Source organism: Aeromicrobium sp. Root344, from assembly GCF_001425755.1.
Lineage (GTDB): Bacteria > Actinomycetota > Actinomycetes > Propionibacteriales > Nocardioidaceae > Aeromicrobium.
In genome coordinates, this window is the sequence record NZ_LMDH01000001.1 from 1,217,819 (window position 1) to 1,243,938 (window position 26,120).

Here is a 26,120-nt window from a genome sequence, read left to right on the forward strand (position 1 = left end):
ACCGCTCACGCCCGTTCGATCTTGGTCCAGCCCGTCCAGCCGCGTTCGGCGAGGAGCTCCTGGAGCTCGACGACCATCGGATGCGCCTCCGCCATCGAGTCGAGCAGCTGCACGAACGCCGAGTCGTCCATGTTGAGGGCCTGCTGCTCGAGCTGGCCGTTGGCGGCCGCCTCCTCGAACAGCTCGACGAGCAGGTCGGCCATCTCCTGGACGACCTGCCCGTGGTCCTCGTCGCCGGTGATGATCCGGCTGATGAGCTGGTAGAAGCGGACCACCCTCGGGTCCTCGAGCTGGCGGACCTTCTCGTCCATGAAGGCGGCGATCTGGTCCGGGTAACGGGCCGCGATCAGGATCCACGCGTCCCGCTCGGCCTCGATCATCGCCTCCGGCGTCCCGATCGCGCGCACCCGGTCGAGATAGTCGGCCACCTCGTCGGGCACCGCCAGCGAGTCGCCCGAGGCCAGCTGGGCGATGCGCCGACGGTGCTCCTGCAGCTCGCGGATCTTGGCGCGCAGGTCGCGGTCGATCACCTCCGTCGCCTCCGTGAACGTCGGCGCATCGGCGGCCAGGAGCTCCTGCACCTTGGCCAGCGGCACGCCCGCCTCGGCCAGCGTCCGGATCCGGATGAGCCGGACGACCTCGTCGGCGCCGTACGTCCGGTAGCCCGAGACGTCCCGCTCGGGCTCCGGCAGCAGGCCGACCTGGTGGTAGTGCCGCACGGTGCGGATGGTCACCCCGGCGTACGCCGCCAGTTGCCCGATCGTCAGCATGACTCCACCCTGCCCGGTCGCCCCACCGGCGTCACGCGATCTTGCTGCGATAGACCGACATCGCGAACGTGTACGCGACCACCACGAGGCCCAGGCACCAGGCGAGGGCGACCCACAGGTCGTCGCCGAGCGGCTGGTTCTCGAGCAGGCCACGGATCGTGTTGACGACCGACGTCACGGGCTGGTGCTCCGCGAATGCCCGGACAGGTCCCGGCATCGAGTCGGTCGGCACGAAAGCCGAGCTGATGAACGGCAGGAAGATCAGCGGGTACGAGAACGCACTCGCGCCTTCGACCGATGTCGCGGTCAGTCCCGGGATCACGGCGAGCCAGGTCAGGCCCAGGGTGAAGAGGAACAGGATGCCGGCGACCGCCAGCCAGTCCAGCAGGTTGGCGCCCGAGCGGAACCCCATGATCAGGGCGACCACGATCACCACGACCAGCGAGATCAGGTTGGCGACGACCGAGGTCAGGACGTGCGCCCACAGCACCGCCGAACGGGCGATCGGCATCGACTGGAACCGCTCGAAGATGCCGCCCTTCATGTCGAGGAAGATGCGGTACGCCGTGTAGGCGATGCCCGACGCGATCGTGATGAGCAGGATGCCCGGCAGCAGGTAGTCGACGTACTTGCCCTGTCCGCCGGTCTCGATCGCGCCACCCAGGACGTACACGAACAGCAGCATCATGGCGATCGGCGTGACGGCCGTCGTGATGATCGTGTCGGGGCTGCGGCCGATGTGGCGCAGCGACCGGCCGAGCAGGGTGGCGACGTCGGTGAAGAAGTATCTGGTCATGGGGTCCTCAGCTCTCTGCGCCGCTGGCGGCGGTCGGCTTGCCGGTGATGGCAAGGAAGATGTCCTCGAGGGACGGCTGCTTCTCGATGTACTCGACCTCGGCGGGCGGGTGCAGCGCCTTGAGCTCGGCGAGCGTGCCGTCGACGATGATCGTGCCCTCGTGGAGGATCGCGATCCGGTCGGCGAGGTGCTCGGCCTCGTCGAGGTACTGGGTCGTGAGCAGCACCGTCGCGCCGTGGTCGGCGAGGTCCTTGATCGTGCTCCAGACCTCGAGGCGTGACTGGGGATCGAGGCCCGTGGTCGGCTCGTCGAGGAAGATCACCGGCGGGTCGCCGATCAGGCTCATCGCGATGTCGAGCCTTCGCCGCATGCCTCCGGAGAAGGTCGCGACCTTGCGGCCGCCGGCGTCGGTCAGCGAGAAGCGCTCGAGCAGGTCGTCGGCGATCCGGCCGGGCTCCTGCTGGTGCCGGAGCCTGGCGATCAGGACGAGGTTCTCCCGGCCGGTCAGGATCTCGTCGACGGCCGCGAACTGGCCGGTCAGGCTGATCGACTCGCGCACCTCGGCGGCCTGGGTCGCCAGGTCGTACCCGTTGATCGTCGCCGTCCCGGCGTCAGCCTTCAGGAGCGTCGACAGGATCCTCACGGTCGTGGTCTTGCCCGACCCGTTGGCGCCCAGCAACGCGAAGATGCTGCCGCGAGCGATCTCGAGGTCGACGCCGCGCAGGACCTGGACGTCCTTGAACGACTTCTCGAGTCCCTGCACCCGGATCGTGGGCGATTGCCCATGGTCGGTCATGTCATGCCTCTCGTCAGGTGGCCGAGCGTGGCCACCACGAGAGTGTGCAGGGTTGACGTTGCGTCAGGGTCAAGCCCGATTCAGCGGGACCTAGTCAGCGACCGCCAAGTCGCCTCGCCGAGCGGCCGAACGAGCCTTCGCACGATCCACCGGCGACTCCACGATGCCGTCACAGGTCGAGCTGATCGACGGGCACGTGGCTGACGCGTTGGCGTCTGGCGGGCGGATCCTCGCCGGCGGCGGCGCGACTGTCGGGCACGTCGTCCAGCCCACGCTGCTGGTGGACGTCCCGGAACAGTCCAAGGCGGTCACCGACGAGACCTTCGGTCCCGTGATCGTGATGCGTCCGGTGAAGGACATGGACGAGGCAGTCGCGTTGACGAATGCCTCGCGATACCACCTCGCGGCCTCCGTGTTCAGCAAGCGGCACGGTCACCAGATCGCGGGCCGGCTCCGCACCGGCATGGTGTCGGTCAACTCGGTCTTCAGCTTCGCGGTGGTGCCGTCCGTGCCGTTCGGAGGAATCGGCGACTCCGGTTTCGGGCGCATCCACGGAGCCGACGGGTTGCGGGAGTTCTGCTATGCCCAGGCGGTCGTCCGGCAGCGCTTCAGGCCCCTGCTCCCGTTGATGTCATTCAGCCGTACGGCCGAGACCGAGACGCGACTGGGCAAGATCATCGGCCTGGTGCACGGTCGTTCCTGAGCCGGTGCCGGCGTCCATCCCTGCGCAGGGCGCCGGCACCTCCTTTCAGTCGCAGCCGGTGCCGTCGTGGTCGCGGTCCAGCCGGTAAGGGTCGGACCCGGTGACCTGCACCGGATGTCCGATGTCCGGGCAGTTGAGGTCAGCGACGATCGGCAGGCACGGGCTGTAGCCCGCCATGCACGCCTTCGCGGGCTTGGCCTTGGGCTTCGGCTTGGGCTTGCTGACGAGCGGAACCGGTGCGGCGGCCTTGCGGCACCCAGGCTTCGCCGCCGAGGCGAGGGCCCGGTCGAGGCGGCGGCCGAGGTCGGGGTTCTCGCTCCGGAACTGCTCGAGATAGCGGCCGTCGCCGAGACCGCTCTTGGCGAGCGCGACGTTGAGCGACTTCCCGGTCTCGTCGAAGACCTCCGCGACCGTACGACCGTAGGTGTCCGTCGAGTAGGCGTCGACGGTGAAGCCGCCGTCGAGGAACGTACGGGTGAACGCCGCCGCTTCGGACGCGCACGGCTCGTTCCGCTCAGGAGTGTTGACGAGTCCCAGGCGGTACTCCGTGCCGTCCGAGGCGACCCACGAGTCGCCGTCCTTCTGGTCGACGACGAAGAGGAGGGCGACGGTCTCCGCCGTCGGTTCCTCGCTCGGGGCAGCCGATCCAGTCGTACGAGCGGGAGTGGGCTTGCCGGCCGCGCTGACCTTGGCGTCGTCCTTCGGGGTCGTGGCGTTGCTGACCGCGTTGATGCCGAACGTCGCCGCGACGACGCAGGCCAGCCAGAACTGCCACCGCCGGGTCCACGGCCTGCTCGATCCGCTCATCCGTCGAGAGTCGCACGGTGTCAGGGCCCGCGGGGACCATTCAGGAACTGTCAGGCAGGCTCCGTGACGAAATGGCTCGGACGAGTCACGCCGCCTGGTTCGGGTGAGGTCCGCTCCACAAGCTCAAGGACCAGTGGTGACCCTCAGGCGTTGGCGTCGGCCTTCGCCTTGAGCATCAGCGCGATGTCGATGAGCTGGTCCTCCTGGCCGCCGATCAGCTTGCGGCGGCCGGCCTCGAGCAGGATCTTCGCGCCCGAGACGTCGTAGCGCTCGGCGGCGTTGCCCGCGTGCTTGAGGAACGAGGAGTAGACCCCGGCGTAGCCCATCATCAGCGTCATCCGGTTGAGCGTGCACTCCTCGGGCATCGCCGGGCGTACGACGTCTTCGGCGGCGTCGACGATCTGGAGGAAGTCGACACCGGTCTTCCAGCCGAGCTTGTCGGCGACGCCGATGAACGCCTCGAGCGGCGTGTTGCCGGCACCGGCGCCGAAGCGGCGTACGGACCCGTCGATCTGGGTCGCACCGGCGCGGGCGGCGATGACGGTGTTGGCGACCCCGAGGCCGAGGTTCTCGTGACCGTGGAAGCCGATCGTCGCCTCGTTGCCGATCTCGGCGACGAGGGCTGACACGCGGTCGGCGACGCCCTCCATGACCAGCGCGCCGGCGGAGTCGACGACGTACACGCACTGGCAGCCGGCGTCGACCATGATGCGGGCCTGCTTCGCCAGCACCTCGGGTGACTGCGTGTGGCTCATCATGAGGAAGCCGACGGTCTCCAGCCCGAGCTCGCGGGCGAGTCCGAAGTGCTGGCCCGACGTGTCGGCCTCGGTGCAGTGCGTGGCGATGCGGCAGATCTGGCCGCCGTTGTCCTGGGCGGCGCGGATGTCGTCCTTGGTGCCGACGCCGGGGAGCATGAGGAACGCGATGCGGGCGCGCTTGGCGGTCTCGGCACCGAGCTTGATCAGCTCCTGCTCAGGCGTCGCGGAGAAGCCGTAGTTGAACGACGAGCCGCCCAGGCCGTCGCCGTGCGTCACCTCGATCACCGGGATGCCGGCCTCGTCGAGGGCGCCGACGATGTCGCGCACCTCCTGCGGCACGAACTGGTGGCGCTTGTGGTGCGAGCCGTCGCGCAGGCACGTGTCGGTCAGGCGGAGGTCGAGGTCGCTCGACGGGTCGGTCTGCGACCACGTACGGGCGAGCGCGTCGACGGAGGTGTCGACGCCGGAGACGGGAGCCGCAGTCATCGAAGGATCTCCTTGGCGATGGATTCGCCGACGCGAGTCGCCGCGGCGGTCATGATGTCGAGGTTGCCGGCGTACGGCGGAAGGTAGTCGCCGGCGCCCTCGACCTCGACGAAGATGCTGACCTTGGTCATGCCCTTGGTCGCCGGTGAGGCGTCGTCGAACTGCGGGTCCTGGAGCAAGCGATAGCCGGGTACGTACTCCTGCACCTGACGCGCCATGCGGACGACGGACTCGGAGATCGCGTCGCGGTCGGCGTCGGCGCTGACGCCGCAGAAGATCGTGTCGCGCATGATCATCGGCGGCTCGGCGGGGTTGAGGATGATGATCGCCTTGCCGCGCTCGGCACCGCCGATCGTCTCGACGCCGGCGCTGGTCGTGCGGGTGAACTCGTCGATGTTGGCGCGCGTGCCCGGACCCGCCGACGCGCTGGAGACCGAGGCGACGATCTCGGCGTACGGCACAGAGGTCACGCGCGAGACGGCGTGGACCATGGGGATCGTGGCCTGCCCGCCGCACGTGATCATGTTGACGTTGTCGGCGTCGAGGTGCTCCTCGCCGTTGACCGGCGGGATGACTGCGGGCCCGACGGCGGCCGGGGTGAGGTCGATCGCCCGGATGCCGGCCTCGGCGTAGCGCGGGGCGTACTCCCGGTGCACGTACGCCGAGGTGGCCTCGAAGATCAGCTCGGGCAGCTCGTCCTGCTTGAGCAGCCAGTCGACGCCCTCGTGCGAGGCCTCGACGCCGCGATCGCTCGCGAGCTTCAGGCCCTCGGACGCCGGGTCGACGCCGATCATCCAGCGAGGCTCGATCGTGTCGCTGCGCAGCAGCTTGTAGAGCAGGTCGGTGCCGATGTTGCCCGGCCCGACGATCGCCGCGGTGACCTTCTTGCTCATTGTCTTACTCCTCGAAGGAGACGGTCAGGGGTGCGAACCCGCTGATGGAAGCCGTGACGCGGTCACCCGCGGCGAACGGCACGAACGGGCCAAGGGCCCCGGACAGGATCAGGTTGCCCGCGCGGAGCGGGTCGCCGAAGCGTGCGGCCTGCACGGCGAGCCAGCGCAACGCCTCCAACGGGTCGCCGAGGCACGCGGCGCCGTTGCCGGACGAGCGCTCCTCGCCGTTGATCGTCAGGCTCATCTCGACGTCGCGCGGCTCGATGTCGCTCAGCGTGAGCCCCGCGTCGCCCACGACGTACAGGCCGCTGGACGCGTTGTCGGCGACCGTGTCGGTGAACGTGATGTCCCAGCCCTCGATGCGCGAGTCGACGATCTCCAGAGCCGGGATCGCGACGTCGACGGCCTCGCGCACGAGGTCGATCGTGATCTGCTCCTCGGGCACGTCGATGTCACGGCTCAGCCGGAACGCGACCTCCGCCTCGACCCTGGGCTGCAGGAGCGTGCGCATCGAGATCGGTGTGCCGCCCGTGCCGTGGCTGACGTCCATGTCGCTGAGCAGGTAGCCGAAGTCGGGCTGGTCGACGCCGAGCTGGTTCTGCACCGCCTCGGACGTGGCGCCGATCTTGCGGCCGACGACCGTGACACCGCCGTCGAGTCGCCTCTGGACGAGTCCCTGCTGCACGGCGTACGCGGCCGGCAGGTCGTCGGTGCCGATCAGGTCCCGGACGGCTGCGCACGGCACCCGCGTCTCCAGCGCCTGCGCGAGCCGGTCGGTCGCTGCGGCGATGGCGGCGGGATCAGCCTTGGTCGAGGTCACCTCGCCATACTAGAACCTGTTACAGTTTTGCGGTAGTCAGCCCGACCGGAGGTCCGATGGAACAGACGTGTGACGTCATCGTCGTGGGTGCCGGAGGCGCCGGAATGACGGCGGCTCTTGCCGCTGCGAAGCGCGGTTTGGACACCGTGGTGATCGAGAAGAGCGCCTACTTCGGCGGCTCGACGGCCCGCTCCGGCGGCGGCGTGTGGATCCCCGGCAACCGGGCGCTCCGCAAGGCCGGACAGGTCGAGGCGGACGACGCCGAGCAGGCGCGGACGTACCTCGACTCCATCGTCGGCGACGCCGTGCCCAAGGAGCGCCGCGACACGTTCCTCGAGCGCGGCCCCGAGGTCATCGACTTCCTGCTCGACAACACCCCCGTGCAGCTGAAGTGGGTCCCGGAGTACGCCGACTACCTGCCCGAGCAGCCCGGCGGCCGGCCCCGTGGTCGCAGCGTCGAGCCGGTCCCGATGGACGGCCGCATCCTCGGCGCCGAGCTCGAGCGGCTGCACCCGCCGTACGCCAAGGCGCCGGCCAACCTCATCGTCACGCAGGCCGACTTCCGCAAGATCAGCCTCGGCATCCGTACGCTCCGCGGGCCGCTCACGATGATGCGCGTGATGCTCAAGCGCGTGCTGAGCTCGCTGCGCGGCCGCCGCATGTACGCCATGGGCAACGCGCTCACTATCAGCCTGCGCAAGGGCTTGATGGACGCCGGGGTACCGGTGCACTACGAGACGCCGCTGACCGGACTCGTCATCGAGGGCGGCCGGGTCGTCGGCATACGCGCCGAGCACGAGGGCGCCGAGGTCGTCATCCGCGCCCGCCGCGGCGTGATCCTCGGCTCCGGCGGCTTCGAGAAGAACGACGCCCTGCGCGAGAAGTACCTGCCGAGCCCCACCGAGGCGGGCTGGAGCACCGGCGCGGCGACGAACACCGGCGCGGGCATCGAGGCCGGTGTCGCGGTCGGCGCCGCCACCGACCTGATGGACGACGCGTGGTGGGGGCCGACGATCCCGCTGCCGTCGGGACCGTGGTTCTGCCTCGCCGAGCGCAACCTGCCGGGCTCAATCATCGTCAACTCCGCAGGTCAGCGGTTCATGAACGAGGCACTGCCGTACGTCGAGGCGACGCACGCGATCTACGAGGGCGAGGCCACGGGCGTCCCGCACGTGCCCGCGTGGCTCGTGATGGACCAGCGCTATCGCAACCGCTACCTGTTCGCCGGCCTCTCGCCGCGGCAGCCGTTCCCAGGCCGCTGGTACAAGTTCGGCACGGTGCGCAAGGCCGACTCGCTCGCCAGGCTCGCCGCCGAGATCGAGGTGCCGGCCGAGGCGTTGGAGGAGACGATCCGCCGGTTCAACGGCTTCGCCGAGTCCGGCATCGACGAGGACTTCCACCGCGGCGAGAGCGCGTACGACCGCTACTACGCCGATCCTCGCGTGAAGCCCAACCCGTCGCTGCACTCGATCGACCGGGGCCCGTTCTACGCCGTCAAGATCGTGCCGGGCGACCTCGGCACCAAGGGCGGGATCGTCACCGACGAGCGCGCCCGCGCACTGCGGGCCGACGGCTCGGTCATCGAGGGACTCTACGCCGCCGGCAACTGCTCGTCGGCTGTCATGGGTCGTACGTACGCCGGCCCCGGCGCGACGATCGGCCCGGCGATGACGTTCGGCTACCTCGCTGCCGAGGACATCGCGCGCACGGTGGGCACCGACTGATGCCGATCGACCCCAGCGTCGCCATCGGCGCGGAGACCGGCACGCAGGAGTTCTCCTGGACCGCCAGCGACGTGCTGCTCTATCACCTCGCAGTCGGCGCCGGTTCCCGTCCGGGCGACAACGTCTCGGCCGAAGCCCTGCGCTGGACCCTCGACGGCGACCGCCTGCAGGTGCTACCGAGCTTCGGCGTCGTGGCGCCGTCGTTCCACGAGACGAACCCGCCCTCGCTCGACCTGCCCGGCTGCGACATCAACCTGGCGCAGGTCGTGCACGGCGCCCAGGAGGTACGCGTCAACGGTCCGTTGCCGTCGTCGGGTTCCGCCCGGTTGACGACGCGCATCACCGACATCTGGGACAAGGGCAAGGCCGCTGTGATCTGGCAGGAAGGCGTCGCCACGGCTCCCGGCGGCACCGAGCTGTGGCGCGTACGCTCGTCGATCTTCGTCAAGGGCGAGGGTGGCTGGGGCGGCAACCGCGGCGAGAGCACGGCAGTGGCGGTCCCCGACCGGGCACCGGACGGCTCGACGACGTACACCGTGACACCGCAGCAGGCGCTGCTCTACCGGCTCTGCGGCGATCGCAACCCCCTGCACTCCGACCCCGAGTTCGCGAAGGCCGCCGGCTTCCCGGCGCCGATCCTGCACGGCCTCTGCACGTACGGCATCGTGCTCCGCGAGGTCATCGACCTGATGCTCGGCGGCGACGCGCATGCGGTCAGCGCGTACGCCGCACGGTTCGCCGGCGTGGTGTTCCCTGGCGAGACCTTGACGATCGACGCATGGGACGAGCCCGCGGGCATCGTGGTGTCCGCGACGGTCGGCGACCGGCCGGCGCTGGCGGACTGCCTCGTGACCCGCCGCTAGGTCCCCGTTCAGGGGAGCGACTGCAGCCCGCGTGTTGTCACACGTCGGCCAGGGTGATCTCGTCGACGGCGAGCAGCTCACCCTCGTGCTCGATCCACCAACGTTCGCCGCTGCGGTCGAGGATCGACGCCTTCGATCGACCTCGCGGAAACCGCGGCGCAAGAAGCTGTCCATCGCTGAGTCGGAGCACGCGCTGCTGTCCTTTCCAGGCGCCCGTCCCGAAATTCGGTGTGAGGATGGCGTGCTCTCCGTCCGCCGTGAACCTGCCGTGGATTCCGTGCTTGCCCGGCTGGCGCTTCCAACCAGACTCCTCCCACCGACGTTCGGCCACGGCGCCATCGGGCGCGACGGAGGCGACGGTGAAGAAGTCGGAGCCGTAGCGGTTCATCGACCCGAGGTCGGAGCCTTCGGAGCAGATCATCAGCCGCCCGCCGGTTCGCAGCGACGCCGTCAGGCTGACGGCGAGCTCCCCGTCATCGTCGAATGCGTCCTCGCCGAACCGGTCACGAGGAAAGTCGTCCGGCCGCAGCGCTCGGGGCTCGCTCGTCCAGGTCGCCGAGAGTCGCTCGGTGTCGATGGCGAGGTCGGCGACAAAGCGGCGCTCCTGCGTGAGCACACCATGACTGAGGACGACAGCGAACGTCGAGTCGTCCGAGACCGCACAACCGCCCTGGAGTCGTGGGTGAGGCGCCACGGTGGCGAGGAGCTCGGCGTCGCCGATCGGTACCCGCACCGGGTCCGAGCCTGCATCGCGGTGCACCCAGAGCTCGCTGGGACCGGCGATGATCGCGCAGGCGCCGTCGGGCAACGCGATGAGAAACGGCTCGTCGTCGGCGAACGCCTCGACCGGCAGGTGTGCCACGGGGTCGACGATCGCATCACCTTCGCTCAGCCAGACGAGCTCCCGGACGTATCCTCCCGAGTCGTCCGGGTGCACCCCGAGGGTGACGAACCGTCCATCCGACAGCCCAGACCAAGCCTCGTGCCACCATTGCGTTGGGAGTCGCCACATGCGACCCACTATTCCAGCGGGGAAGATCGCCGCCGACCACCCCCGGCGCTGCTGGGCTCCTCGCCGAGGCAGTGCCCGGCGACGTCGCTCCGTGACGTCAGCGCCCGAGGACCAGGCCTGAGGTCGGGACGCCGGTGCCGGCGGTGACCAGGACGTGCTCGACACCGTCGACCTGGTTGACCGACGCGCCGCGCAGCTGACGCACGGCCTCGGCGATGCCGTTCATGCCGTGGATGTACGCCTCGCCGAGCTGGCCCCCGTGCGTGTTGAGCGGCAGCCGGCCGCCGAGCTCGATCGCGCCGTCGGCGATGAAGTCCTTCGCCTCGCCGCGGCCGCAGAAGCCCAGCTCCTCGAGCTGCATCAGCACGTACGGCGTGAAGTGGTCGTACAGCACGGCGGTCTGGATGTCCGCGGGCGTGAGCCCCGACTGCCGCCACAGGTCGCGGCCGACGACGCCGATCTCGGGGATGCCGAGGTCGTCGCGGAAGTACGACGTCATGACGAACTGGTCGGCGCCGCTGCCCTGCGCGGCCGCGACGATCGGTACGGCACCGGCGCGCAGGTCGCGGGCCCGCTCGGTCGACGTGACCACGATCGCCACCGCCCCGTCGCTCTCCTGGCAGCAGTCCAGCAGCCGCAGCGGATCGGCGATCATCCGGCTGTTCTGGTGGTCCTCGAGCGTGATCGGCTTGTCGTGGAAGAACGCCGCCGGGTTGGTGGCCGCGTGCTTGCGGTCCGCCACGGCGACCGCCCCGAAGTCGGCCGACGTCGCGCCGTACTCGTGCATGTAGCGCCGCGCCTGCATCGCCACCGTGGCTGCCGGCGTCGACAGCCCGTGCGGGTACGTCCAGGCGTTGTCGAGTCCGTTGGTGTTGACCTGCGTGGCCGCACCCAGCGACACCTGCCCGAAGCGCTGGCCGGAGCGCTCGTTGAACCCGCGGTAGGCCACCACGACGTCGGCCATTCCTGTGGCCACCGCCATCGCCGCCTGCTGCACCGTCGCGCAGGCCGCACCGCCGCCGTAGTTGATGCGGCTGAAGAAGCGCAGCTCGCCCATCCCGAGCTCACGAGCCAGCGCGATCTCGGAGCTCGTGTCCATCGTGAACGTCACCAGGCCGTCGACGTCGGACGCGGACAGACCGGCGTCGGCCAGCGCGGAGAGCGTCGCCTCGGCCGACAGCTGCAGCTCGGAGCGACCGGACTCCTTGGAGAACTCGGTCGCACCGATCCCGGCGATCGACGCAGCGCCTGAGAAGGTCATCGGCGGATCTCCAGTCGGGCGTTGGCGTGCGTGCCGATCGAGACGTCGGCCCGTACGTCGAGTGTCGTCACCCCGTCGGCCTCCGACACGATCGTGCCGGTGAACCGCAGCGTGTCGTACGGATGAGCGGGCGCACCGAGGCGCAAGGCGCACGACAGGATCTGCGTCTGCGGACCGGCCCAGTCGGTGACATACCGCTGCACCAGGCCCGTCGTGCTCAGGATGTTGATGAAGATGTCCTTGCTGCCGTGGCCGATCGACCGGTCGCGGTCGTGGTGCACGTCCTGGAAGTCGCGGGTCGCGAGCGCCGTCGACACGACGAGCGTCGGCGTGATCGGCAGCTCCCAGACCGGGAGGTCGGACTCGACCTCCGGCTCGGCTTCTGGCGCCGGAGCACCGGCCGGGCGCCACTTCACGAGCGTGAGGTCGTCGTCGATGCGGTCGAACCACACCTCCACGGCGTCGCCGATCGCGACGTCCCCGTCGACTTCGCCGACCATGCGGACTCCCTCGGCGAGCTCGACCAGCGCCAACGTGAGCGGCAACCGCTTGCCCGGCACAGCGGGTGCATGGTGCACGAGGAACGAGTGCACGACGCCACGGCCGGACGCCACGACGTACCCGCGATCCATGGCGTGGCAGACCGGGCACACGGGGCCCGGCGGGTGTCGCAGCTCGCCGCACGCGTTGCAGCTCTGGATGCGCAGCTCGCCTGCAGCGGTGCCCGCCCAGAAGAACTCGGTGTCGCGGTTGACCACGGGGCGCAACGTCTTGGTGCGGTCGACCGCGGGACGGCCGGTGCCGGGCTTGAACTTGAGCACCCGGAACGTCATCGTCGCGACCTGTTCGTCGCCGACGGTCCACACGCTCTTGGTCGTGATGAACCAGCCCTCGCCGACTCCGGTCTTCTTGGGCCCGACGACGTCCGCGAGGTAGGTGCTGATGCTCGGCGCCTCGCCGGGCCGCAACGTACGCGCATAGGTCTGGTCGCAGTTGGTGCCCAGCACCGACGTGAAGCCGGCATCGTCGAGCACCTGCATCGTGTCGGGCAACGGGTCGCCGGGCATCCGCTCGGGGTTGAGGCCGTACATCGTCCACACCTGGGCCATCGCCGGCGGAGCCTCGGTGTCGGGGCCGGGCGCCCAACGGGGGTTGGTGTCGCCGATCGCCTCGGCCCAGTGCCGGATCATCGGCACGTTCACGGGGTCCGGCGCCACGCGGGCCGGGCTCTTGCCCCGCGCCTTGATCTCGTCGGTGCGGGCGATGATCTCCTCGTCCGTCGTCATCGCGGCACCGCCGTGATGAAGGGCAAAGAGTACGGCGGCGCCTCGATGGTGTGCCGATTGTTCGCTCGCTGGCGCTCGCTCATCGCGGCACCCTCGGCAGGTCGAGGCCGAACATCGCGATCAGCTCACGCTGCACCTCGTTGACGCCGCCACCGAAGCTCAGCACGAGGTTGCGCTTGCTCGTCGCGTCCAGATACTCCACGAGTCGCCCGGTCGCCGGGTCGCCCGGATCGCCGTACGTCGTGACGACGTCCATCAGCGCGAGACCGAGCCGCTGCACCTCGTCGCTGGCGAACACCTTGGACGTCGACGCGTCCGCCACCCCTGCACGGTCCGACGACGCACCGCGTGCGACAGCCCAGTTGATCAGCTCGTTGACCCGGAACGACGCCGTCGCCCGCGCCAGCACGTCGCGCACCTGGGGCACCTCGAGCAGCGGTACGCCGCCCGGGCCCGTACGCCCGTCGGCCCACGTCCGCACCAGGTCACGGAGGCCCTCGATGCGCCCAGCGGGGCCCAGCATGACGCGCTCGTGGTTGAGCTGCGTCGTGATGAGCTGCCAGCCACGGTTCTCCTCGCCGACCAGCATGTCGACCGGCACGCGTACATCGTTGTAGTACGTCGCGTTGGTGTGGTGCGAGCCGTCACTCGTCGTGATCGGCGTCCACGAGAAGCCGGGGTCGCGGGTGTCGACGATGAGCACCGAGATGCCGCGGTGCGGTGGCGCGTCCGGATCGGTGCGCACGGCCAGCCACACGTAATCCGCAGCGTGGCCGCCGGTCGTCCACATCTTCTGCCCGTTGACCACGTAGTGGTCGCCGTCGCGGCGCGCGCTCGTACGCATCGACGCGAGATCGGTGCCGGCGTCGGGCTCGCTGTAGCCGATCGCGAAGTGCACGTCGCCGGTCACGATGTCGGCAAGGAACATGTCCTTCTGCTTCTGCGTCCCGTACGCCTGCAGGGTCGGCCCGACGGTCTGCAGGGTCACCGACGGCAGGTGCACGTCCGCATGCGCCGCCTCGTTGACGAACACCTGCTGCTCGATGACGCCGCGGCCCTGTCCGCCGTACTCCTTGGGCCAGCCGACGCCCATCCATCCGTCGGCGCCCATCTGCTTGATGATGCGGTGGTACGCCGGACCGTGCCGGTCGTGGCGCATCTCGTCGCGATCCGCGTCGGTCGCCAAGCCGCTGAGGTAGGCGCGCGCCTCCTCCTTGAACGCGCGCTCGGCCGCGGTCAGCTCGGCGTTCTTGCCAGCGGTCTCGACGACCGGAACCTCGGCCAGCGCAGCCGGGCCACCGAGGTGACGGGCCACATCGCGGACGCCGGAGAAGTAGCCGTTGAGCGGATAGGTCACGTCGACGCCCATGCCGCCGTGCAGGTGCTGACAGGTCTGCAGCACGGTCGACGCCCGGTCGGCGAACCAGTGCGCAGCCACCGCCAGGTCGTCGTCGGCGGGGTCGCCGGCATCGAGGCGGCGTACGGCCTCGGCCGCCGTCAGCGTGAACGTCCGCGACGCGACGTAGACGTCGGCGATCTGCTGCGCCACCGCCTGGAACTCCGCGAGCGAGCGTCCGAACTGTCGACGGTCGCGGACATAGCCAGCGGTCAGGTCACGGGCGCCCTCGACGAGTCCCGCGCCGAGGGCGGCGAGGCCGGCGATCGCGTGGTGGCGCACGACCTCGGCGTCAAGCAGCCCGAGCGCAGGCGCCGAGGTGAACGTGTAGGTCGCCTCGGTGGTGCCTCGCGACGTCGCGGTCTCGACCCGCGTGACCCCTGCGCCCTCGGGATCGACGAGCGCCGCGGTCGTTGAGCCTGTCGACGCGACACCGCACGACACGACCAGCAGGGTCTTGCCACCGAGCACCGGCACGCCGATCTTGGTGCCGGTCACGCCGTGCCCGTCGTACGTCGTGGCGGGTTCGCGAGGCAGGGCAGAGCCGAGCTCACCGAGTGCCGGCGTGAGGAGCAGGTCACCAGCGAGCACCCGGGGGACGAGGTCGGCCCGCAACGCCTCGTCGCCCGTACGGACGAGGGGCAGGAGCCCGCACGCGAGCGTGTCCCAGACCGGCAGGTCCGCCGCCCGGCGCCCGACTTCGTGCAGCAGCACGGCGACCTCGGTCAGGCCGAGACCCTCGCCGCCGAGCTCCTTGGGAGCGGCCAGCGCGAGCAGCCCCGACTCCTGCAGCGCACCCCACGAACCGTCGCCGCGGTCCAGCACATCGGCGATGACCGAGCGCACCTCGTCGAGCAGCGAGTCCACGCAGATCGTCTCCTTCGGTGGGTGTCGTCCCGCTAAAACTATAACGTGTTCTATTCTCGTGGGAGGTCGACCTACAGGAGGAACCGTGCGGAACCCGGTCAAGCTGCTGCCCCTCGGGGCGTTGCGGCACCTCCTGCCCGACCCGTCGACGTGGGACCTGTTCGACCTGCCGCCCGTCGACCTGCCCGAGGGGCGCTGGCTGGACCTCCCCCGACGTGGCCGTACGTGGCTGACGGACGTACCCGGTCCGACCCCCGACGCGCCCGCGATCGTCCTGCTCCACGCCGTCGGCTGCACGGGCCAGCTGACCTGGTTCCCGGCGATCCCGGTGCTGGCCCAGCACTACCGCGTCATCACGTTCGACCAGCGGTGGCACGGCCGAGGCATCACCTCGGAGCGATTCCTGATCTCCGACTGCGCCGACGACGTCGCCGCCGTGATCGACGCCCTCGAGCTCGACCGGCCGATCATCGCCGGCTACTCGATGGGTTCGGTCATCGCCCAGCGCGTGTGGCGCCAGCACCCGGACGTCGTCGGCGGGCTCGTCCTGGCCGCCACCACGGCACACTTCCGTACGAACGGCCGGGAGCGCGTGTTCCACACCGGGATGGCCCTGGGCATGGGCCTGACCGCGACGCTGTCCCGCTCCCGCGTCGTACGCCGGGCCAGCGCGGCGGCCGCTGAGGAGATCGAGACCGGCAGCTCCGACACTGCCGGCTGGGCCCTGAAGCAGTGGCGGTCGAGCAGCCCGTGGGCCGTCGGCCAGGCCGTGGCGTCTCTGGGCCGACACCACTCGACGCTCTGGCTGGAGCGCGTGGACGTACCGGCCGCCGTCGTCGTGACCACCAATGACCACGTGATCCCGCCCGACCGGCAGCGCGACCTCGCCGCACGCATCCCCGGCGCGACGATCCACGAGGCGGCGTGCGGCCACGCCGGCTGCGTGCTGGAGCACAAGGAGTTCGTCCCGGCGCTGCTCGACGCCGCCCTCACCACCTCAGCGCGCATGAAGCAGCACCAACCCGCCTGAGAGTGTCGCCGAGATTTGGATTCCGGTGCACCACGGCGAGCCGTCCCGTGGTGCAGCTCGATCCACATCTCGGGGAGTCAGCCGAGGACTGACTTCTTCATCGCCTCGAGCTCGACCGGGAACTGCTCGACCAGGTCCCACACGCCCGGCATCAGCTCGCTGCACGCGATGGCGCCGATGTGCATCTCGCCGTTGTTGCTCATGACCGTGATGTTGAGCCCGGCGCCGTGGAAGATCGGACCGAGCGGATAGAGCGCGTCGATCCGCGAGCCGACGAAGTAGAGCGGCACCGGCGGCCCGGGCACGTTCGAGATGACGAGGTTGTGGATCACCGGAGCGCGCTCGGCGAGCCGCAGGTCCGAGACCATGCGGACCGCGAGCCCGAACGTCCTCGGCGCGGCGAACTCGGCCCATTCCTGCAAGGTGTCAGCGGGTACGGCCGAGTGGTGGTCCTTGGCGTGCGCGTTGGCCACCGCCATCTCGGTGATGCGTTCGAGCGGGTCCTCGACGTCGGTGCCGAGCTTGCAGAAGATCGACGAGACCTTGTTGCGGCCGCCGGTGCGCGTCGACTCGTTGCGCACCGACACCGGCACGCTCGCGAGCAGCGATGAGTCGGGCAGCTCGCCGCGATCCAGCAGGTAGCGCCGCAACGCCCCACCGCTGAGCGCGAGCACGACGTCGTTGACGGTCGCACCGGGCACGGCCTTCTTGATCGCCTTGATGTCGTCGAGCGCAACGTCGGTGTACGCGATCGACCGATGCCCCGTGATCGTGCCGTTGAAGGACGTACGCGGCGCGGTCAGGGGCGCGGCCATCGCGGTCCCCTTGCGCGCACGACTCGCGGTCTCCACCAGCGTGCGTACGGTCGGCGCCGCCAGCCGGGCGAGCTGCCACGGCTTCGCGACCGTCGAGACGACGCCGCGCCCGAAGAGCTCGAGGTCCGACGGGGCCCGAAGGTGCTCCCCGGCGCTGGTGTCCAGGGGCGGCGCGTCGGCCTCGAGGCTGCACAGGTAGGAGATCATGTTGGAGCCCGAGACGCCGTCGACCGAGGCGTGATGCATCTTGGAGAACACCGCGATCTTGCCGTTGGCCAGCCCCTCGAGCACGTGCATCTCCCACAACGGCCGCGCACGATCGAGGGGTATGCCGGCGAGGTGGCCCGCGACCTCCGACACCTCGCGCTCACTGCCGGGCGACGGCACGGCGAGCCGGTGCACGTGCCGGTCGATGTCGAACTCGTCGTCCGTCACCCAGACCGGGAAGTCGATCTGTCCCGGCACGAACTTGAGCTTGCGGTTGAACATCGCGACGTCGGAGACGCGCTCGAACAGCTGCTCCTTGAACGTGGCGAAGTCGTAGCCGCCGGGCATCGTCGCGGGATCGACGACGATCAACCCGCAGACGTGCATGAGCTGCGCGCCGCTCTCGAGGTAGAGGAAGCTCGCATCCAGTCCGCTGAGTCGGTCCATGGCCCGTATCCTAGTCCTGCATAGAACCTGTTCTACCGGTCTGAGGGAGCTCATCCAGATGTCAGTGGGGTATGCCCGACGCCAGCTCGCGCTGGCGGCACTCGCCCTCAACGCCGTACGTCCACTGACCCGCGGCTGGTCGGCGCTGCCGAGCTTCGCCCTCGGCTGGCCCACGAGCGAGCTCGCTCCGCACCTGCTGGGCGCTGCGGCGATCGACACCGCAGCCGAGCTCACGGCGCGCCGGTCGAAGCCGTCCCGGGTCGGGCTGCTCGCCGCCGCGGTGGCCGCCGGGCTCCTCGCACACACGATCGCCGGTGCACGACGCACGGGCACCCAGCTCGAGGAGGCGCTGCGCGAGGGCATCGGCGACGGCTACCTCGACGAGATCGACCTGCCCGGACCTCTCGACCTGCGGCTTCCCCGCGGCTCGGTCGCCCGGCCCTTCAACTTCAAGGCGCGTGACATCGAGGTGCTGCGCAACGTGCCCTACACCGAGGGCGGTCGCAAGGCGCACCTCGACATCCGCCGGCCCAAGGACCGCGACCTGAGCAAGGCGCCCGTGCTGATCCAGATCCACGGTGGCGGCTGGACGATCGGCAACAAGGAGCAGCAGGGCCTGCTGCTGATGAACCGCATGGCGCGGGAGGGCTGGGTGTGCGTCTCGGCCAACTACCGCCTCGCGCCGCGCTATCGCTTCCCCACCCAGATCGTCGACGTCAAGCGGGCGATCGCGTGGGTTCACGAGAACATCGCCGACTACGGCGGCGACCCGTCGTACGTCGTCATCACGGGTGGCTCGGCCGGCGGACACCTCGCCTCGCTGGCGACGCTGACACCGGACCTCGCCGCGTACCAACCCGGGTTCGAGAGCTCGGACACCTCGGTGTCGGGGTGCGTCTCCTTCTACGGCGTCTACGACCTCGGCGGCATCACCGAGCACCGGTCGGCGATCGACATGCGCGACAGGTTCCTCGGCCCACGGGTGTTTGGCAAGAACCCCAGCCACCACCTCGACGAGTTCGTGCAGGCGTCTCCGCTCGCGCAGGTGTCGGAGCACACGCCGGACTTCTTCGTGATCCACGGCAGCAACGACACCGTCGTCTCGGTCAAGCAGGCCCGAGCGTTCGTCGCCGCGCTCCGGGAGAAGTCGGACGCCTCCGTCACGTACGCCGAGCTGCCCGGAGCGCAGCATGCGTTCGAGGTGTTCTCGTCGATCCGCAGCCAGCACACGATCGCCGCCGTCCAGCGCTGGCTCCAGTGGCACCGAGCGAGGAACCAGAAGCCCGCAAGCTAGCTTCGGGGCAGGCCGAGGACGCGTTCGGCGACGACGTTGCGCAGGATCTGCGTGGTGCCGCCCGCGATCGACAGGCAGCGCGTCAGCAGCATCTCGTGCACGTCAGGATCGTCAGCCACGAACAGCGCAGCCGGGCCCAGCAGGTCGACGACGAGCTCCGAGGCCTCCTGCCGGTTGCGTACGCCCAGCAGCTTCGCGACGCTCGACTCCGGGCCGGGACCACGCCCGGCGATCGACCGCAGCGTCGAACGTACGCCCAGCAGCTGGCACACCGAGGCCAGCGCGACCTGGTGCCCGACCCGCGCCGCGTCGGTCTCCGACGCGAGCCCGGCCAACAGCTCGACAGCACGTTCGGTGCTCATGCCGAGCTTGCTGCCCGCCATCGCCACGCGCTCGTTGGCCAGGGTCGTACGGGCGAGCTTCCACCCCTCGTTGACCTCGCCCACGACGCACTCGTCGGGCACGAAGACATCGTCGAGGAACACCTCGTTGAACATCGCGTCGCCGGTCAGCTCGCGCAGCGGACGGATGTCGATGCCCGCCGACGTCATGTCGACGAGGAAGTAGGTGATGCCGCGATGACGGGCGTCGCGGTCGGTGCGGGCCAGGCAGATCCCCCAGTGCGCCTCGCGGGCCCTTGAGGTCCACACCTTCTGCCCGGTCAGCAGCCAGCCACCCTCGGCGCGTACGGCGCGGGTCGTCAGCGAGGCCAGGTCGGAGCCCGCACCGGGCTCGCTGAACAGCTGGCACCACGTGAGCTCGCCGAGCAGCGTCGGCATCACGAAGCGCTCGGCCTGCTCCGCGGTGCCGTGGTCGATGATCGTCGGCACGGCCCAGCCGCCGATCGCGATGTCGGGGCGTACGAGCGAGGCACGGGCCAGCTCCTCATCGACCACGAGCTGCTCGACCGGGCCGGCGTCGAGCCCGTGCGGCCGGGGCCAGTGCGGCATCAGGAAGCCGGACTCGACCAGCGCGGCCCGCTGCTTGTCCTCGGGCAGCGCGGCGATCGCCTCGATCGCAGTGCGCGTGGCGGCGCGGAACTCCTCGTCCGTGCCGCCGAAGTCGATCTCGGGCACGCGGCGCTGCCCGGTGCCGGCGCGGCGGGCCAGACGAGCCGCCGACTGCTGCGCGCTGCCGGCGAAAGCCGCCACAACGGTTCGCAACGCGATCGCGCGCCGAAGGTAGAGGTGCGCGTCGTGCTCGAACGTGAAGCCGATGCCGCCGAGCACCTGGATGCAGTCCTGGGCGACCGACACCGCACCGTCGAACGCCACGGTCGCGGCGACGTCGGCGGCATACTGCGCCTCCCCCGCCGGTACGCCCGACCGTGCGGTCGACGCGGCGTCCCAGGCCACGGCTGCCACCGACTCCGTCGTCTCCAGCATCTGCGAGCACAGCTGCTTGATCGCCTGGAACGAGCCGATCGGTGCGCCGAACTGCTCGCGCACCTTCGCATACTCGACGGCGGTGTCGAGGCACCACTGCGCGACACCGGAAGCCTCCGCGGCAGCCAGGGCGACGAGCACCCGCAGGACCGCGTCGTCGTCGACGCCCGGCAGCAGCAGCACCTGGTCGGCGGTGGCATCGACGCGTACGCGCCCGCCCCGTCGCGACAGGTCGAGCCCCACCTCGGGCTCGGCGCGCCAGCCGTCGGCACCGATCAGGACCCACGCACCATCGGTCGTACGGGCGAGCAGCCAGCGCGCCTCGACCACGTCGAGGACGGCGTCGAGCTCCCCCCTCGCGCCGGCGTCGTCGACCGTGACCGCGCCCGAGAGCGCCACCGCCGCGCTCGCACCCTCGACGATCCCCGCCAGCACCTCGCCGTCGTCGGTGAGCTGCGCGACGAGCACCGTGCCCAGCAGCGGACCGGGCACCAGCGCGTACGCCGCAGCCTCCAACGCGATCGCCTGGTGGACCAGGGAGCCGTCGCCGCCACCGTGCGGCCCGCCGATCGCGATCGCCGGCAGGCCGGCCTCGACGACCGCCTGCCACGTCTTCGCGAACGCCGCCGTCGGATCGGTCTCGACGTCTCGGAGGGCGACCGGGCCGCCCAGCCCAGAGGCCCAGGCCCGTAAACTGGTACTCAGTTCTAGATCGTCACGTGTCACGCCGATGGGCATCTGTCGCCTCCGAATCTAGAACGTGTTTCAATCATAGCGACGGTCGGCGAGGTCACCTCGAGCAACGGACCGCGGACAGGAGACGATGCCGGATGACCAGCACGACCGAGACTCCCGGCTCCAACGCCCAGCGGGAGCGCCGCCGTCGCATCCTCGACGCCACGATCGCCCTTGCGGACTCCGGCGGCTACGACGCCGTGCAGATGCGTGCGGTCGCCGACAACGCCGATGTCGCCCTCGGCACGCTCTACCGCTACTTCCCGTCCAAGATCCATCTCCTGGTCACCGCCCTCGGTCGTGAGTTCGAGCGCGCCGAGGCCCAGTCGCGAACGCGCGTGGTGCCCGGCGACACCGCGCACCAGCGCGTCATGCACGTGCTCGGCGTGACCACGACGGCGCTGCAGAAGCAGCCCGAGCTCACCGAGGCGTTGACGCGCGCGTTCATGTTCGCCGACGCGTCGGTCGCCGAGGAGATCCACGTCGTCGGCGTCAAGCTCACGGCGATGATCACGCACGCGATCGACGGCACCGACGAGGCCCGCGAGCCCACTGACGAGGACATGGCGATCGTCCGGGTCATCGGCGACGTGTGGCTGTCGGCGCTCATGGGCTGGGTCACCGGCCGTACGTCCGCGGACGACGTCACCAAGTCGATGGATGTCGCGGTCAAGCTGCTGCTGCGCTGAACCGCTCACGCCACGTCCCCGTACGTCTTGAGGCTGCGGAACGCCCGCGATCGCGGCGCGAAGTCGGCGATCAGCGCGACGGGCGCACCGTCGAGCGTCCCTGACGCCGTGACGCTGTGGCCGGCGACGATGACCTTCGACACGTCACGGATGCCGTCGACGGCGAGCTTGGCGAGCAACGCACGACGCCGATGCCGGCCGACGTAGCGGGCCGCGCCGACGAACCGCAGCGCCGACCCGGCGCCGAGGGTGCGGAACATGTGCGCGAACTGCTTGAGCGCCGCCACGACGTACGCCCGCCTCGGGCGCATGAGCTGGAGGTAGACCGGCCGGGGCTCCCAGTAGGCCGCCATGCGCCGGACCTTGAGCACACCGTCCTCGTAGCCGGTTTGATAGATCAGGTGGGCCGGCGTGCGCACCACGACACCGGGCGCCAGCGTCGTCACGATCGTCGCGTCGCGGACGACGTCGAAGCCGTCGACCCAGTCCTGCGCCACGTCGAAGACGATCTCGTTCGGCGCGATGAACGTGTCCCAGAACCGCTCGAGCGCGCACGGGACCTGCGAACGTACGGGCCGCGCGCCGACCGGGTCCTCGACCACGTGCTCCTGCCCGAAGAGGCCGACCCAGCCGACCTTGTCGTGCACCGCGACGTACGCGGGCGACGAACGCACGAGGGCCAGCACCTCGGCCCGGTCCGGCGTCACGAGCCCACCCGCAACGGCACGCGCGTCGGCCGTCGCACGTACGGACCGGGGGCGTGCTCGACGCCGTCGAAGTCGACCTCGAACCGCGGGAACCTGGTCAGCAGCTCCTCGAGCGCGACCCGCGCCTGCATGCGCGCGGCAGCGGCGCCGAGGCAGTGGTGGTTGCCGTGACTGAACATGAGGATCTGGCTGGGCCGGCGGGTCACGTCGAGCTCGTCGGCGTCCGGCCCGTACGCGCACGGGTCGCGGTTGGCCGACCCGTAGAGCAGCAGCACCTTGCGACCGGCCGGGATCGTCGTCCCGTCGACCTCGACGTCGCGGGTGGTCGTACGACACAGGCCCTGCACCGGCGAGGTCAGCCGCAGCAGCTCCTCGACCGCGTCGGGGACGAGGCCGAGGTCGGCGGTCAGGAGATCGCGCTGGTCGGGCCGGCTGCTCAGCAGCTGCACGGCCCCGCCGAGCATCCCGGTCGTGGTGTCGTTGCCGCCGGTGACCATCGTGAAGGCGAAGCCAAGGATCGACAGCAGGCCGTGCATGTCGTCAGCCATGCCCGCGGCGACGAGGTGCGAGATCGTGTCGTCGCCGGGCTCGCGGCGACGCCGTTCGGCGAGCTCGGTGAAGTACGTCATCAGCTCGCTCACCGCCGCGGCCGCCTCCAGCGGGTGACCGGCCGAGCTGGCCGCCACGATGTCGTGGGTCCACACGTCGAAGCGGTCGCGGTCCTCGGCCGGCACGCCGAGGTAGTGCGCCACGACCATCGTCGGCAGCGGCTTGAACAGCTCCGCGACGATGTCGACCTCGCCGGCCCCGGCCACCCGGTCGAGCCGCTCGCGGACGTACGCCCGGACGACGGGCTCGACGCTGGAGACCTGGCGAGGCGTGAACCCGCGGGACACCGTGCGGCGGAAGTCGGTGTGGCTCGGCGGGTCCTGCATGACGAACGGCGGGTTGTCCCGGAGGCCGATCTTGTCGAGCTCGTCGTACTCGGTCGTCAGACCCTGCGCCGACGAGAACGTGTCGACGTCGCGGGCGGCCTCGAGCACGTCGGCGTGGCGCGAGAGCACCCAGTAGTCAGAGGCTGGGTTGTCCTCCGGCACGACGTGATGGACCGGATCGTGGTCCCGCAGGGCCGCGTACATCGGCCACGGATCGCGCCAGGACGGCCCGGACCGCGGTACGTACACGGCGGGCTCGGTCAAGCCGCCGGTTCGATCGTGAACGTCGCGTCGATCCGCTTGATCGTGCAGGCGGCCGTCAGCGTGAAGTCCTCGTCGACGGTCGAGCTCGCGAGTGACACCCCGGCGAGTCCGACCGGGATGTCGTAGTGCGCGTTGATGACGCCGGCACGACCGTCGGGCTGCCACGTCCACACGACGTTCTCGATCGAGGTGAACACCGAGTACTGGACGTGCAGGAAGAGCTGCAGCTTGAGGTCGACTGCCGACACCGAGGTCGGCAGCCCGTTCTCGATGCGCAGGACGAACGGGGCGAGCGGGATCGACCAGGCGGCGTTGCGGTCGACGAGGGCGTCGAGGTACTTCTGCGCCGCTGCCTGCGAGCCGGCCTGCGAGCAACCGGTCGCCGCGTGGGCCGTCGCCGGGGCCGCGACCAGTGTCGTGGCCAGAGCGGCAGCTGCGAGCAGCCGACCGAGCCCGGCCTTCACGTGACCACCAGCCCTCGGCCGGTGACCAAAGGCAGGTCGAGCGCGGTGACGAGTCCCGGCTTGGCGCCGACGACCGCCGGCACGGCGTTGACGAGGCGCATCGCGGTGGCCTTGAGACCGGCGGTGTTGTGGTCGCCATCGGTGCCGAGCAGCTGCAGGTCGAGCGTGTAGTTGGGCTCGCCCTTGATCTCGACGCGATAGCAGCCGTGGCCTGCCGGTTGCGGCCAGTCCGGACCGATGTCGTCGTGGACGCGGGTCACGTGCTCCAGCACGACGACTGCCTTGTCGCCGACCTTGCCGCGTACCTCGAAGTGCAGGCCCGCGACGGTGCCCTCCTCGATGCGGCCGCTGTCGATGTCGAACGACTCGGTCGCCGGCAGGCGTTCGTAGAACTCCTCGACGTCGTCGAGCTCGACCCCGAGGCCCGCGGCGATCTGGTGCACGACGCTGCCCCACGCCATCGTCAGGATGCCGGGCTGGAGCAGCATCGGGACGTGGTCCATCGGCTTGCCGAAGCCCATGACGTCGAAGACGATCATCCCTTGGTCGTACGTGTTGTAGTTGAGCACCTCCGAGCAGCGCACCTGGTCGATGCGCTCGCTGATGCTCGTCAGCGACAGCGGCAGCCAGTCGTTGGCGAAGCCGGGGTCGATGCCGTTGACGTACAGCGAGACGCCGCCCTCCGCGGCCGCCTGCTTGACGCCTTCGGCCATGTCGACGACGGGGCCCGACGGGAACTGCAGGAACACCGGACCGCTGGAGACGACGTTGATGCCGGCACGCAGCAGGTGCTCGAGGTCGGCCATCGCCTCGAACAGCCGGTCGTCGGCCATCGCCGAGTGCACGACGCAGTCGGGCTTGAGCGCGAGGATCTCGTCGACGTCGTTGGTGGCGAGGATGCCGAGGTCACGGTCGAGCCCGGCGAGCTGCCCGGCGTCCTTGCCGACCTTGTCGGGGTTGGAGACCCAGAGGCCGACGAGCTCGAGATCCGGCCTGGCGTCGATGCCGGCCAGCACGTGCCGGCCGACGTTGCCCGTGCTCCACGCGACGACTCTGATCATTCGGGGACTCCCAGGTCTGGCAGGGCCATGTCGAGGTTGGGCTGGTCGATGCCGCCGTCGACCTCGAGCACCTTGCCGGTGAGGTATCCGCCGGCGGGACTGGCGAGGAACAGGACGGTGGCGGCGATGTCGTCGGGGTCGCCGATCCGGCGCAACGGGGTGTTGGCCTCCATCTGGGCGGTGAGTCCTTCGTCGCCCGTGACGATCTCCAGCGCGGAGGTCGCCACGGAGCCGACGGCGATCGCGTTCACCCGTACGCGTGGCGCGAGGTCGCGGGCGGCAAGGCGGGTCCAGTGCGCGAGCGCCGCCTTGGCCGTGCCGTATGCGAGGTAGCCCCGGCCACTGACCCGGCCCATGACCGACGAGATGTTGACGACCGCTCCGCCCTCGCTCTTGAGCAGGTGCGGCAGGGCGGCACGGGTCAGCGCATGAGCCGTCGACACGTTGAAGTGGAACGCGCCCTCGAGCGCGGCCACGTTCGTGCGTACGAACTCCTTGGGCATAGACCCGCCGACGTTGTTGACCACGACGTCGAGCCGGCCGAACGCGTCGACCGCGGTCTGCGCGAGCGCGGCGACCTGGTCGAGATCGGACAGGTCGGCCGGCACGATGAGCGCCTTGCGGCCCAGCGCCTCCACCTGGGCGGCGACCTCCTTGAGCTGTTCCTCCGTACGGGCAGCGAGGACGACATCGGCACCGGCTTCGGCGAGCGCGAGGGCGCTGGCAGCGCCGATCCCGCGGCCGGCCCCGGTGACGACCGCAACCCGGTCGTCGAGGCGGAATCTTTCGAGCACCATGGCCGGGACAGTAGCGCAAAACTGGAACACGTTCTAGTCTTTGGGTACCAGG

Annotated in this window: 24 protein-coding genes; 6 read left to right on the forward strand and 18 right to left on the reverse strand. The window is 70.1% G+C overall.

All coding sequences use genetic code 11. The annotated features are described in order from the left end of the window. Positions 1 to 5: 5 nt before the first annotated feature. The 3 genes from ASC61_RS06015 to ASC61_RS06025 are packed head-to-tail and all read right to left on the reverse strand — an operon-like array spanning position 6 to position 2,362. Entirely contained in the window at positions 6 to 770 is a 765-nt protein-coding gene (locus tag ASC61_RS06015; protein WP_056210440.1) for a MerR family transcriptional regulator, read from the reverse strand. A 31-nt stretch (positions 771 to 801) separates the two neighbouring features. Then, entirely contained in the window at positions 802 to 1,566 is a 765-nt protein-coding gene (locus ASC61_RS06020; RefSeq protein ID WP_056210441.1) for an ABC transporter permease, read from the reverse strand. Positions 1,567 to 1,573: 7 nt separating this feature from the next. After that, positions 1,574 to 2,362, reverse strand: coding sequence for an ABC transporter ATP-binding protein (locus tag ASC61_RS06025; RefSeq protein ID WP_056210442.1), 789 nt, complete (start codon positions 2,360 to 2,362; stop codon positions 1,574 to 1,576). A gap of 163 nt (positions 2,363 to 2,525) precedes the next feature. On the opposite strand from ASC61_RS06025, the gene ASC61_RS06030 reads away from it, so the two are divergent. Continuing rightward, the gene (locus ASC61_RS06030; protein WP_056210443.1) at positions 2,526 to 3,065 is read left to right on the forward strand and encodes an aldehyde dehydrogenase family protein; all 540 of its coding nucleotides are present in this window, start codon (positions 2,526 to 2,528) and stop codon (positions 3,063 to 3,065) included. Between the two features lie 45 nt (positions 3,066 to 3,110). On the opposite strand, the gene ASC61_RS06035 is transcribed toward ASC61_RS06030, so the two are convergent. The 4 genes from ASC61_RS06035 to ASC61_RS06050 all read right to left on the reverse strand — a co-directional run bounded on the left by ASC61_RS06035 (position 3,111) and on the right by ASC61_RS06050 (position 6,829). Continuing rightward, a complete protein-coding gene (locus tag ASC61_RS06035) occupies positions 3,111 to 3,872 on the reverse strand; it encodes a thermonuclease family protein (protein ID WP_056210444.1) in 762 nt (253 codons plus the stop codon). 143 nt (positions 3,873 to 4,015) lie between these two features. Then, complete coding sequence (gene dmpG / locus ASC61_RS06040; protein ID WP_056210445.1) at positions 4,016 to 5,116, reverse strand: 4-hydroxy-2-oxovalerate aldolase; 1,101 nt, start codon at positions 5,114 to 5,116, stop codon at positions 4,016 to 4,018. After that, the gene (locus tag ASC61_RS06045) at positions 5,113 to 6,009 is read right to left on the reverse strand and encodes an acetaldehyde dehydrogenase (acetylating) (protein ID WP_056210446.1); all 897 of its coding nucleotides are present in this window, start codon (positions 6,007 to 6,009) and stop codon (positions 5,113 to 5,115) included. Before ASC61_RS06045 ends, dmpG begins: the two co-directional genes overlap by 4 nt. A 4-nt stretch (positions 6,010 to 6,013) precedes the next feature. Then, positions 6,014 to 6,829, reverse strand: a complete 816-nt coding sequence (locus ASC61_RS06050) for a 2-keto-4-pentenoate hydratase (protein ID WP_056210447.1) — start codon at positions 6,827 to 6,829, stop codon at positions 6,014 to 6,016. A gap of 56 nt (positions 6,830 to 6,885) precedes the next feature. Here ASC61_RS06050 and kstD point away from each other — a divergent pair, with 56 nt between their 5' ends. Continuing rightward, on the forward strand, positions 6,886 to 8,553 hold the full coding sequence (gene kstD, locus ASC61_RS06055; protein WP_056210448.1) for a 3-oxosteroid 1-dehydrogenase: 1,668 nt from the start codon (positions 6,886 to 6,888) through the stop codon (positions 8,551 to 8,553). Beyond that, a complete protein-coding gene (locus ASC61_RS06060) occupies positions 8,553 to 9,416 on the forward strand; it encodes a MaoC/PaaZ C-terminal domain-containing protein (protein ID WP_056210449.1) in 864 nt (287 codons plus the stop codon). The genes kstD and ASC61_RS06060 overlap by 1 nt, the downstream gene beginning before the upstream one ends. A gap of 37 nt (positions 9,417 to 9,453) precedes the next feature. Here the strand turns inward: ASC61_RS06060 and ASC61_RS06065 are convergent, their stop codons facing one another. The 4 genes from ASC61_RS06065 to ASC61_RS06080 all read right to left on the reverse strand — a co-directional run bounded on the left by ASC61_RS06065 (position 9,454) and on the right by ASC61_RS06080 (position 15,238). Continuing rightward, positions 9,454 to 10,278, reverse strand: a complete 825-nt coding sequence (locus tag ASC61_RS06065; protein WP_157439395.1) for a hypothetical protein — start codon at positions 10,276 to 10,278, stop codon at positions 9,454 to 9,456. Between the two features lie 247 nt (positions 10,279 to 10,525). Then, a complete protein-coding gene (locus ASC61_RS06070; RefSeq protein ID WP_056210451.1) occupies positions 10,526 to 11,689 on the reverse strand; it encodes a lipid-transfer protein in 1,164 nt (387 codons plus the stop codon). Continuing rightward, complete coding sequence (locus tag ASC61_RS20415) at positions 11,686 to 12,975, reverse strand: OB-fold domain-containing protein (protein ID WP_056210452.1); 1,290 nt, start codon at positions 12,973 to 12,975, stop codon at positions 11,686 to 11,688. The genes ASC61_RS06070 and ASC61_RS20415 overlap by 4 nt, the downstream gene beginning before the upstream one ends. 79 nt (positions 12,976 to 13,054) lie before the next feature. After that, positions 13,055 to 15,238, reverse strand: a complete 2,184-nt coding sequence (locus tag ASC61_RS06080) for an acyl-CoA dehydrogenase (protein ID WP_235503498.1) — start codon at positions 15,236 to 15,238, stop codon at positions 13,055 to 13,057. Between the two features lie 85 nt (positions 15,239 to 15,323). Between ASC61_RS06080 and ASC61_RS06085 the strand changes: the two genes are divergently transcribed. Continuing rightward, a complete protein-coding gene (locus ASC61_RS06085; RefSeq protein ID WP_235503499.1) occupies positions 15,324 to 16,268 on the forward strand; it encodes an alpha/beta fold hydrolase in 945 nt (314 codons plus the stop codon). Positions 16,269 to 16,345: 77 nt separating this feature from the next. Here ASC61_RS06085 and ASC61_RS06090 read toward each other — a convergent pair whose 3' ends face one another. Then, positions 16,346 to 17,737, reverse strand: a complete 1,392-nt coding sequence (locus ASC61_RS06090) for a WS/DGAT/MGAT family O-acyltransferase (protein ID WP_056210453.1) — start codon at positions 17,735 to 17,737, stop codon at positions 16,346 to 16,348. Between the two features lie 58 nt (positions 17,738 to 17,795). Between ASC61_RS06090 and ASC61_RS06095 the strand changes: the two genes are divergently transcribed. Then, the gene (locus ASC61_RS06095) at positions 17,796 to 19,031 is read left to right on the forward strand and encodes an alpha/beta hydrolase (RefSeq protein WP_056210454.1); all 1,236 of its coding nucleotides are present in this window, start codon (positions 17,796 to 17,798) and stop codon (positions 19,029 to 19,031) included. On the opposite strand, the gene ASC61_RS06100 is transcribed toward ASC61_RS06095, so the two are convergent. Beyond that, positions 19,028 to 21,154: an acyl-CoA dehydrogenase family protein gene (locus tag ASC61_RS06100; RefSeq protein WP_056210455.1), complete on the reverse strand. Its 2,127-nt coding sequence runs from the start codon at positions 21,152 to 21,154 to the stop codon at positions 19,028 to 19,030. The genes ASC61_RS06095 and ASC61_RS06100 overlap by 4 nt on opposite strands. A gap of 92 nt (positions 21,155 to 21,246) precedes the next feature. Between ASC61_RS06100 and ASC61_RS06105 the strand changes: the two genes are divergently transcribed. Beyond that, a complete protein-coding gene (locus ASC61_RS06105) occupies positions 21,247 to 21,840 on the forward strand; it encodes a TetR family transcriptional regulator (protein ID WP_056210456.1) in 594 nt (197 codons plus the stop codon). A gap of 5 nt (positions 21,841 to 21,845) precedes the next feature. Here ASC61_RS06105 and ASC61_RS06110 read toward each other — a convergent pair whose 3' ends face one another. The 5 genes from ASC61_RS06110 to ASC61_RS06130 are packed head-to-tail and all read right to left on the reverse strand — an operon-like array spanning position 21,846 to position 26,068. Beyond that, entirely contained in the window at positions 21,846 to 22,547 is a 702-nt protein-coding gene (locus ASC61_RS06110) for a hypothetical protein (protein WP_056210457.1), read from the reverse strand. Further along, on the reverse strand, positions 22,544 to 23,746 hold the full coding sequence (locus ASC61_RS06115; protein WP_056210458.1) for a cytochrome P450: 1,203 nt from the start codon (positions 23,744 to 23,746) through the stop codon (positions 22,544 to 22,546). The genes ASC61_RS06110 and ASC61_RS06115 overlap by 4 nt, the downstream gene beginning before the upstream one ends. Next, positions 23,743 to 24,210 (reverse strand): hypothetical protein, encoded by a 468-nt coding sequence (locus ASC61_RS06120; RefSeq protein ID WP_056210459.1) that lies wholly within the window; start codon positions 24,208 to 24,210, stop codon positions 23,743 to 23,745. The genes ASC61_RS06115 and ASC61_RS06120 overlap by 4 nt, the downstream gene beginning before the upstream one ends. Further along, positions 24,207 to 25,271, reverse strand: a complete 1,065-nt coding sequence (locus tag ASC61_RS06125; protein ID WP_056210460.1) for an NAD(P)H-dependent amine dehydrogenase family protein — start codon at positions 25,269 to 25,271, stop codon at positions 24,207 to 24,209. The genes ASC61_RS06120 and ASC61_RS06125 overlap by 4 nt, the downstream gene beginning before the upstream one ends. After that, positions 25,268 to 26,068, reverse strand: coding sequence for an SDR family oxidoreductase (locus ASC61_RS06130; RefSeq protein WP_056210461.1), 801 nt, complete (start codon positions 26,066 to 26,068; stop codon positions 25,268 to 25,270). The genes ASC61_RS06125 and ASC61_RS06130 overlap by 4 nt, the downstream gene beginning before the upstream one ends. Positions 26,069 to 26,120: the final 52 nt, after the last annotated feature.

What these genes read in the sequence shown, in the direction of transcription:
- ASC61_RS20415 (WP_056210452.1), bottom strand. Translation starts at nt 12,975, where the DNA reads ATGACGACGGACGAGGAGATCATCGCCCGCACCGACGAGATCAAGGCG.
- dmpG (WP_056210445.1), bottom strand. Translation starts at nt 5,116, where the DNA reads ATGACTGCGGCTCCCGTCTCCGGCGTCGACACCTCCGTCGACGCGCTC.
- ASC61_RS06070 (WP_056210451.1), bottom strand. Translation starts at nt 11,689, where the DNA reads ATGACCTTCTCAGGCGCTGCGTCGATCGCCGGGATCGGTGCGACCGAG.
- ASC61_RS06130 (WP_056210461.1), bottom strand. Translation starts at nt 26,068, where the DNA reads ATGGTGCTCGAAAGATTCCGCCTCGACGACCGGGTTGCGGTCGTCACC.
- ASC61_RS06045 (WP_056210446.1), bottom strand. Translation starts at nt 6,009, where the DNA reads ATGAGCAAGAAGGTCACCGCGGCGATCGTCGGGCCGGGCAACATCGGC.
- ASC61_RS06105 (WP_056210456.1), top strand. Translation starts at nt 21,247, where the DNA reads ATGACCAGCACGACCGAGACTCCCGGCTCCAACGCCCAGCGGGAGCGC.
- ASC61_RS06100 (WP_056210455.1), bottom strand. Translation starts at nt 21,154, where the DNA reads ATGCCCATCGGCGTGACACGTGACGATCTAGAACTGAGTACCAGTTTA.
- ASC61_RS06015 (WP_056210440.1), bottom strand. Translation starts at nt 770, where the DNA reads ATGCTGACGATCGGGCAACTGGCGGCGTACGCCGGGGTGACCATCCGC.
- ASC61_RS06090 (WP_056210453.1), bottom strand. Translation starts at nt 17,737, where the DNA reads ATGGACCGACTCAGCGGACTGGATGCGAGCTTCCTCTACCTCGAGAGC.
- ASC61_RS06125 (WP_056210460.1), bottom strand. Translation starts at nt 25,271, where the DNA reads ATGATCAGAGTCGTCGCGTGGAGCACGGGCAACGTCGGCCGGCACGTG.
- ASC61_RS06020 (WP_056210441.1), bottom strand. Translation starts at nt 1,566, where the DNA reads ATGACCAGATACTTCTTCACCGACGTCGCCACCCTGCTCGGCCGGTCG.
- ASC61_RS06095 (WP_056210454.1), top strand. Translation starts at nt 17,796, where the DNA reads ATGTCAGTGGGGTATGCCCGACGCCAGCTCGCGCTGGCGGCACTCGCC.
- ASC61_RS06035 (WP_056210444.1), bottom strand. Translation starts at nt 3,872, where the DNA reads ATGAGCGGATCGAGCAGGCCGTGGACCCGGCGGTGGCAGTTCTGGCTG.
- ASC61_RS06030 (WP_056210443.1), top strand. Translation starts at nt 2,526, where the DNA reads ATGCCGTCACAGGTCGAGCTGATCGACGGGCACGTGGCTGACGCGTTG.
- ASC61_RS06025 (WP_056210442.1), bottom strand. Translation starts at nt 2,362, where the DNA reads ATGACCGACCATGGGCAATCGCCCACGATCCGGGTGCAGGGACTCGAG.
- kstD (WP_056210448.1), top strand. Translation starts at nt 6,886, where the DNA reads ATGGAACAGACGTGTGACGTCATCGTCGTGGGTGCCGGAGGCGCCGGA.
- ASC61_RS06060 (WP_056210449.1), top strand. Translation starts at nt 8,553, where the DNA reads ATGCCGATCGACCCCAGCGTCGCCATCGGCGCGGAGACCGGCACGCAG.